The following is a 5,380-nucleotide window of genomic DNA, read 5'->3' as shown; positions in this document are numbered from 1 at the left end:
CGGTGGTATCTCGCGGTGAGCGGGGGCAGGGGCGGCGCGCGCGGCGGCGGGGGAGCCGGTCACGGGGGCGCTGTGGTGGACGGCGAAGCCGCTGCCGGGAGACGGCAGGCCGGTGTCCGGCAGCGGGCGGACGCGCACCCTGCGCACCGCGGCGAGCGGCGGGGCACCGTGCCGCAGCCGGCCCGTGAGCTCGCGCAGGGCGGCGGGGTGCCCGGCCACGGTCAGTTCCACGTGGCCGTCGGAGTTGCGCACCCAGCCGTCCAGCTCCAGACGGGTGGCGACGCGGTGGACGTAGGGGCGGAAGCCCACGCCCTGGACCGTGCCGTATACCTCGATGTGCTGTCCGGCCCGCGCGGCGGTCATGGCGGCGTGCCGCCTCCTTCTGCCGTACCGCCTCCCGATCCGTGGGCGGCGGCGTCGCGGTGGCGGACGATCTCGTGCTCCACCGCCATGACGACCGGGGCGATCTGCGCTGCGACGGGGTCCGACAGGCCACGGCCGAGGGAGTCGTCGGCGCCTTCGACGGCGTAGACGACCAACTGCTCGGGGAGGCGGCCCAGGATGCGGGAGAGCTCCACAGCCTCGCCGAGCCCGAGCCCGTGGGAGCTGGTGGTGCCGGTCCTGGCCAGGGCGGCGCCTTCCAGTTCCAGCCGGTGCACCCGTCCGGGGTGTGCCGGGTGGCCGTGTGCGGCGTCGAGGACCACGGCGAGCGCCGCGTTCTCCCACAGGCCGATGAGCCGGCCCGGGTCCCCGTCGCACACGGCCAGCACGGTGCCCGGCGGCAGGGGCCGGTCGGCCGCGCGCTCCCGGAGCCGGTCGACGACGGCCCAGCCGAATCCGTCGTCGTGCCGGAACTCGTTGCCGACGCCGATCACCGCGATCTGGGTGGAGACGGCCATCTCTCTGCTCCTTTCCCGGTCTTCCCGCTCTGGCGGACACGTTCTTTCCCAGCGTGCCCCGCGCGGCGGCCCGGCGTGGTGGGGCCGAAAGGCCCGCCCCGCGGTCCGGGCGGCCCTCCTCGGCGGGGCCGCCGCGGTACGCCGGTGCGGTCGAGCCGGTGCCCGCGGGGCGGGGACCCGGCCCGGCCGGCTGCCGGGCCGGGTCAGCCGCGTGAGACGTTGGCGGTCAGCAGACGCAGGAGCTGTTTGGCGGTGGCGTCCTGTTCGGGTGTGAGGCCCATGGCGTCCCCGATGGCCAGGGGGACCGTGCGTGCCCGCTCCCGGAGGAGCGCACCCGCTGCGGTGAGGCGCACGGCGACGGACCGTTCGTCGTCCGTGCGCCGTTCCCGGCGCACCAGACCGTTCGCCTCGAGGCGCTTGACGAGTGGGGAGAGGGTGCTGGACTCCAACTGGAGCGCGGTTCCGAGATCGCGCACGGAGATCGAGTCCTGCTGCCACAGGACGAGCATCACCAGGTACTGCGGATAGGTCAGTCCCAGTTCGTCCAGCAGGGGGCGGTAGCGCTGTGTGACCGAGCGTGAGGCGGCGTAGAGGGCGAAGCAGAGCTGGTCGTCCAGCAGCTGCGAGCCCCGTGCGGCGTTGTCGTGCGCGGCTGCGGGCATGGCGTCTTTCCTCGCTTCGGTGAGCGGCACAGCGGTCTCCCATCGTACCGCTGTCCATACTCGCAATCTTATCGCGAGCGATTAAGTTGCGCACAACTTAATCGGGCGCTAATGTCTTGGTGTGCCCGCCGGAACGGTGGGTACGGCAAGCAGACGGACCGGGACAACAGCCCCGGCCCCTGAGCCCTGGAGTGCGCCATGTCCGAGACCAACACCGTCCGCCCGGTTCTGGAGCCCGCCGCCGCCGCCTTCGCGGAGGCGACCGCGAACCCGCCCTACCTCTTCGACCTCGGTCCCCTGGAGGGGCGCAAGACCGTCGACGACGTGCAGTCCGGTGAGACGGGCAAGCCCGCGGTCGACGAGGAGTGGATCACCGTGCAGGGCGGGCCCACCGGGTCCGTCCGGGTCCGGATCGTCCGGCCCGCGGGCGTGGAGGGGGACCTGCCGGTGGTGCTCTACATCCACGGCGCCGGCTGGGTGTTCGGCAACGCCCACACCCACGACCGCCTCGTGCGCGAACTGGCGGTCGGCGCGGGTGCCGCCGTCGTCTTCCCCGAGTACGACCTGTCGCCCGAGGCCCGCTACCCGGTCGCCATCGAGCAGGGCTACGCCGTCGCCCGGTGGATCGCCGGTGAGGGCGCCTCGCACGGGCTGGACGGCTCGCGCCTGGCCGTGGCCGGGGACTCCGTCGGCGGGAACATGAGTGCCGCGCTGACCCTGATGGCCAAGGAGCGCGGCGATGTCACCTTCGTCCAGCAGGTGCTGTTCTACCCCGTCACCGACGCCGCCTTCGACACCGGCTCGTACCACCGGTTCGCCGAGGGCTACTTCCTGCGCCGCGACGCCATGCAGTGGTTCTGGGACCAGTACACCACCGACGAGGCCGAGCGTGCGCAGATCACCGCCTCCCCCCTGCGCGCCACCACCGAGCAGCTGACCGGGCTGCCCCCGGCCCTGGTCATCACCGGCGAGGCCGACGTTCTGCGCGACGAGGGCGAGGCCTACGCGGCCAAGCTCCGCGAAGCCGGCGTGCCCGTCACGGCCGTCCGCTACCAGGGCATCATCCACGACTTCGTGATGCTCAACGCCCTGCGCGAGACCCACGCCGCCGAAGCCGCCATCAATCAGGCCGTCGCCACCCTCCGCGCCGCCCTGGGCACCGCCGCCTGAACGCCGCCCGAGGCGCCAACTCCCCGACGCGGGGCCCGGACCGCCCGCCCGTACACGGTGCGGCGGCCTGGGCCCCGAGGCGTGCGCCGGCCGGCCGCCGGGCCGTGCGACACGGCCGCGCCCGCGACCGTCCCCCCGATCCCCGTCAACCGGCATCTGTCTGCCGGCGCCGCAGACCGGCCTGTACGGCGTTCACCATGACGCGGGCCGCGAGGCCGAAGATCAGCAGGCCGCCCGCCATCTGAAGCATCGTCATGACGCGGGCCGTCTCCGAACTGGCCGTGATGTCGCCGAATCCAACCGTGCTGAACGTGGACAGAGCGAAGTACAGGGCGTCGGTTCTGCTCAACGGCTCGGTGAAGCTGCCCTGTTCGGCGCGTTCCAGCAGATGGTAGGCAGTCGCGAAGAGCAGGAGGAACAGCGGCAGGACGCTCGCGACGGTCTCGACCGCCCGTAGTCGGGGGGAGGAGGAGCGCTCGATCATACGGATCTGCCACACGAAGAACACGGCCACCGCGAGCAGTCCGACGACAAGGCCGACGGTCGTGCCGACCGTGAACTCCTCGTCCATGGGGATCAGGTAGTAGGCCAGGATCAGCCCCGTAGTGATGAAGACGGTTCGCACCGTGGCGATCACGGTCGCGCGGGAGGGCATCCGGCGAGCCGCGGGCTCTTCGGGCCCGGGCCGGGGCGCTGGCGCTTGTCCGGATCCGGAACGGTGCTCGGTCATGTGCCTTCCTTCTCTGTGCGATGGCGAGCGGTGCCGAGGTCGGCCATGGCCGGCCGGCCGTCAGCGGGCCCGGCCCGTGGCCCGTGCGAGCCGCTCCGTCGGCAGATTCCCGGTGAAGGCGAAACTCGCGAGCGCGATGCCCCCGGTACCCAGAACCGCGGCCTTCAGGCTGTCGAGCTGGGCGTCCGCGTAGGCGCCGACGAGCGCGTCCGCCTCCGACGGGGGCAGGCCGGCCCGGGCGGCCGACGCCCGGATCTGGCCGGTGCTCACGAAGCTGACCCCCGCCTCGATGGCGATGCCCGTCTGCTCGCGTGCCGCGTCCGAGATCTCGGGGTGGTCCTCGATCTGTGTGGTGAAGGCGTTCACCAGCGCCCCGATGAGAAGGGAACCGATGAGCGCGGTACCCAGCGAGGAGCCCAGGTTCTGCGCGGTGTACTGGAGCCCTCCGGCCTCGCTGCGTTCGGCTTCCCCGACGCTCGACTGCGCGACGTTCCCCAACTGCGAGGCGAGCAGCCCCATGCCCAGTCCGAGCAGCGCCATGGCGAGGGCGAACTGCAGGTCGTCGAGGGCGGCATCGATGCCGGCGAGGAGCCAGACGATCGATACGAGGAGCACGAACAGGCCGAGCCGGACGATGGCACGCGGTGCGGCGATCCGGCCGAGCAGCGGGCCGCACATCGCGGCCACCAGCATGGTGACGGACACGGGCAGCAGCCGCAGACCAGTCTCGAAGGCGTCGAGCCCCTGTACCACCTGAAGATAGAGGGGGATGGTGAAGAACAGGCCCAGCAGAATCAGATTCTGACTGAGCAGCATGGCGAGACCGGAGCGCAGCGGCGGAATGCCGAAGAGCGAGAAGCGCACCAGCGGTTCCCGTCGTCCGGTTTCCCGCCGCCGCTCCCAGCTCCGGAACAGCCCCAGGACGACGCATCCGGCGGCGACGACGAAGAGCGTCGGGGAGAAACCGAGCACCGTGAACGGCGGGTTGCGCGGCTGCAGCCAGCCCCAGGTACTGCTCTGCAGCACTCCCAGCACCACCAGGGCAAGGCCGAGCGCGGAGAGGACGGCACCCGCGGTGTCGAGCCGCGGCCGCGGGTCCGGCCGGGGCTGGTCCTCGATCAGCCGCGCACCCAGCAGAAGGGCCCCGACCACCACCACTTCCGCGGCGAAGACCAGACGCCACGTCAGGTACGTCGTCACCCATCCGCCGAGCAGCGGTCCCACCGCGATTCCCGCCCCCGCGAGGCCGCCGATCACCCCGTAGGCGACGGCGCGGTCCCGGCCGCGATAGGTGCCGGCGACCAGCGCCGCGAGCGCGGGGAGTACCAGCGTCGCGCCGAGCCCCTCGATGACGGACCAGCCGATCGCCAGGACCCCGAGGGTCGGGGCCGCCGCGGTGATCGCCGAGCCCGTCCCGTAGATGATCAGTCCGAGACTGAACGCGCGGCGGCGTCCCAGCATGTCGCCGAGCTTGCCACCCGTGATCATGAAGGCCGCCATCACCAGGGTGTACAAGGTGATGACGCCCTGGATGGCGGTGACCTCGGTGTCGAAATCCTCCACGAGTCGACTGATCGACACATTCATCACCGAGGTGTCCAGGACCATCAGGAACTGGGCCGCTCCGAGAACGGCGAGAGCCCGCCAGCGTCCCACCGCGCACCTCCGGGGCCGTCGGAACGCTCCACCGGTGTGCGGAGCGAGCGAATGTGAGCATACGAGGGCAAAACGGGTTCATGGTCGAGGCGCTCGCGGAGGTGTCCGCCGCCGCGGCCGAGTGGACCGGCGCCCCGTGCCCACTCGGGGGCCGTGCCCATCCGGGTCGCCGGCGTCAGCGAGGAGCGCAGGGGTACCTCGGCCACCAGGGCGTCGGCGGTGAAGATCTTCGTCTGCCGCACGACCTCGCCATCGGGCATGAT

The 5,380-nt window shown here is 72.1% G+C and carries 6 protein-coding genes and 1 pseudogene; 1 reads left to right on the top strand and 6 read right to left on the bottom strand.

Annotated features, from left to right (window positions below; translation table 11 throughout):
• From GUY61_RS34120 to GUY61_RS34110, 3 genes are all read right to left on the bottom strand, one after another.
• Positions 1–363: acylphosphatase (locus GUY61_RS34120; RefSeq protein ID WP_166634194.1), on the bottom strand; the 363-nt coding region annotated here is incomplete at its 3' end.
• A complete protein-coding gene (locus tag GUY61_RS34115) occupies positions 360–899 on the bottom strand; it encodes a hydrogenase maturation protease (RefSeq protein WP_166634193.1) in 540 nt (179 codons plus the stop codon). The genes GUY61_RS34115 and GUY61_RS34120, both read right to left, overlap by 4 nt.
• 203 nt (positions 900–1,102) lie before the next feature.
• Entirely contained in the window at positions 1,103–1,561 is a 459-nt protein-coding gene (locus GUY61_RS34110) for a MarR family winged helix-turn-helix transcriptional regulator (protein ID WP_166634192.1), read from the bottom strand.
• Between the two features lie 198 nt (positions 1,562–1,759).
• Here GUY61_RS34110 and GUY61_RS34105 point away from each other — a divergent pair, with 198 nt between their 5' ends.
• A complete protein-coding gene (locus tag GUY61_RS34105) occupies positions 1,760–2,731 on the top strand; it encodes an alpha/beta hydrolase (protein ID WP_166634191.1) in 972 nt (323 codons plus the stop codon).
• Between the two features lie 145 nt (positions 2,732–2,876).
• On the opposite strand, the gene GUY61_RS34100 is transcribed toward GUY61_RS34105, so the two are convergent.
• The 3 genes and pseudogenes from GUY61_RS34100 to GUY61_RS40855 form a co-directional block, all read right to left on the bottom strand.
• The gene (locus GUY61_RS34100) at positions 2,877–3,386 is read right to left on the bottom strand and encodes a potassium channel family protein (protein WP_166634190.1); all 510 of its coding nucleotides are present in this window, start codon (positions 3,384–3,386) and stop codon (positions 2,877–2,879) included.
• Between the two features lie 135 nt (positions 3,387–3,521).
• A complete protein-coding gene (locus tag GUY61_RS34095) occupies positions 3,522–5,117 on the bottom strand; it encodes an MFS transporter (RefSeq protein ID WP_166634189.1) in 1,596 nt (531 codons plus the stop codon).
• Positions 5,069–5,380 (bottom strand): annotated as a pseudogene (locus GUY61_RS40855) (hypothetical protein); the annotation flags it as partial. The pseudogene GUY61_RS40855 and the gene GUY61_RS34095, both read right to left, overlap by 49 nt.

The sequence above is a fragment of the Streptomyces sp. GC420 genome, assembly GCF_009916105.1.
Classification (GTDB): domain Bacteria; phylum Actinomycetota; class Actinomycetes; order Streptomycetales; family Streptomycetaceae; genus Streptomyces.
This window is presented reverse-complemented; position numbering and strand designations above follow the sequence as displayed.